General features: G+C 62.0%; 2 protein-coding genes. Both read left to right on the plus strand.

The window, feature by feature from the left end; all coding sequences use genetic code 11:
* Positions 1 to 1,551 (plus strand): glycoside hydrolase family 32 protein (locus tag QN224_RS33400; protein WP_283980150.1); only part of this gene is annotated, 1,551 nt, incomplete at its 5' end.
* A 23-nt stretch (positions 1,552 to 1,574) separates the two neighbouring features.
* A partial coding sequence (locus QN224_RS33405) for a sn-glycerol-3-phosphate ABC transporter ATP-binding protein UgpC (RefSeq protein ID WP_283980151.1) occupies positions 1,575 to 2,395 on the plus strand: 821 nt, incomplete at its 3' end.

A 2,395-nucleotide genomic window follows, 5' to 3' on the forward strand; every position in this document is an offset into this window, starting at 1 on the left:
CGAAACACCGAGGAGTTCGAGTTCCGGGCGCTGGTGATCGAAACAGCCGGCGAAACTTCATTTAGTTACGACGCCGCGAGCACGAGCCTCTCGGTCGTCTATGCCTTTTCGGAGGCTGACGTTATGGAAAAGGGCATCGTTGTTCTTTACAGCGGTGTGGCCAATTCCACACCCGCCGTCGCTGACAGCTATCATTTCCGTCCACCGTTCGGCTGGATGAACGATCCGAACGGTTTCGGCCGTTTCGGCGACAAGGTTCATCTCTTTTACCAGCACTATCCCCACAGCCTGCGTTGGAACACGATGCATTGGGGCCATGCGGTCTCGGACGACTATCTCCACTGGAAGCACCTGCCGATGTTCCTGTTCCCGTCGGCGGAACTCTCTGCTCGCGCGGACGGCCGCGGCGGCGCCTTCTCCGGATCGGCAATTTCGCTTGCTGGAGAGGAGGCCGGTATCCGTGTCTTCTTCACCGAACAGGTCAAAGACCGCCAGCCGGAAGAGCAGATCCAGTTGACCGCCGTCAGCGGTGACCAGATCAGCGCCGGCCCGGCGGAGATCATTCTGCCGGAACGGCCGGCCGGCCTCGACCTGACGCTCGATTTCCGTGACCCGTATGTGATCAGGGGCCCGGATGGCCGCTGGAAGATGCTGCTCGGCAGCCGCGATCACGCGGGAGGAGTGATCCTGCTCTACGAGACCGCCGATCCGGACGCCGCGGATGGCTGGAGGTTCGTCGGCATTCTTCACCGCGAGAACCGCTTCGGCATGACGGCGGCCGAATGCCCATGCATCGTCCCCCTCGGTGGTCCCGCAGACGATCCGGAAACTCGTTGGGCACTGATCTTCGGACTGCTTACCAGCCGCGATCCGGCAACCGCGCGACGCAATATAACCCTTGCGACAGTCGGCCGCTTCGACGGCCGTATCTTCGTCAAGGAATTCGAGCAGGAACTCGACTTTGCCACCGATGCCTATGCCTTCCAGGCCTTTGTCGACCATTCCGGCCCCGTAGGCATCGCGTGGCTGGCAAACTGGACGGAAATTTCGAAGAGGATCGATTTTCCAACCGCCATGACGCTCCCGCGCCGGGCACTGCTCGAAGACGGTGTGTTGCTGACGCCGCCTGTCGAGGCAGTCGCGGGTTTGCGCCAAGACTTGATCGACGAGCGCCGGCTGCTTTCCGGAGACAAGATTGAGCTCGCCAACGGAGCCGTCGAGATCGTCATCGATCTCGCGGCCCCCGGCGCGGCCTTCGATCTCGAATTCGACCATCCCGACGTCGAGCTCGGTGTCCGGCTCGATCCGGAGGGCCTGAGCATCGTCTACGACGTTCCCGACGGCAAATTGCTACCCCGCTACCTCGCGTCGGGGGCAACGCCCTCGACCGTTCGCATATTCCTCGACATAGGCTCGATCGAGGTCTTTGCCGACAACGGTCGCTGGACCGGAACCAAGCGCTTGCCCGGATTTGCAGGCGTCCATTCCGCCTACCTCAGCGCACCAAAAGGTCACATCGCCGCCGCCAGCATCTGGCAACTCAAGCTTTAGCAGACACTCAAGGGAAGAAATTCATGGCATTCGTCTCGATCGATCAGGTTCGCAAACAATACGGCGCTGTTCCGGTGATTCATGACATCTCCATGAACATCGAGGATGGTGAGTTCGTCACTCTCGTCGGCCCCTCCGGCTGCGGCAAGTCGACTCTCTTGCGCATGCTGGCCGGGCTCGAGGACATCAGCGGCGGCGAGATCCGCATCGGTGGCCGCGTCGTCAACGACGTAGCTCCAAAGGAGCGCGACATCGCCATGGTCTTCCAGAGCTACGCACTCTATCCGCACATGACCGTCGCGGAAAACATGGGCTTCGCGCTGAAGCTGAAGGGCCAGGACAGAGCGACGGTCGAAAAGAGCGTGCGCGAAGCGGCCGACATCCTGGCGCTCGGGCCTCTGCTCGATCGGCTGCCGAAACAGCTTTCCGGCGGCCAGCGTCAGCGCGTGGCAATGGGACGGGCGATCGTCCGCCAGCCGCAGGTCTACCTTTTTGACGAGCCGCTGTCGAACCTCGACGCCAAGCTGCGCGTCACGATGCGCGCAGAAATCAAGGAACTGCATCAGCGGCTGAAGACGACCACGGTCTACGTCACCCACGACCAGATCGAGGCGATGACGATGGCCGACCGGATCGTCGTGATGCGCGGCGGCAAGGTCGAGCAGATCGGCAAACCGCTCGAGCTCTACGACCGTCCAGCCAACATCTTCGTCGCAACCTTCATCGGCTCGCCGGCGATGAACCTCTTCGAGGGGGCGGTCAACAATGGGCAGTTCGTCACCGATGGCGGGGTAGCGCTTCCAATGCCTGAGGGCTATCAAGGCGCGACGGCAGCGGTCTACGG

This window comes from Sinorhizobium sp. 7-81, assembly GCF_030124405.1.
Classification (GTDB): Bacteria; Pseudomonadota; Alphaproteobacteria; order Rhizobiales; family Rhizobiaceae; genus Sinorhizobium; species Sinorhizobium psoraleae.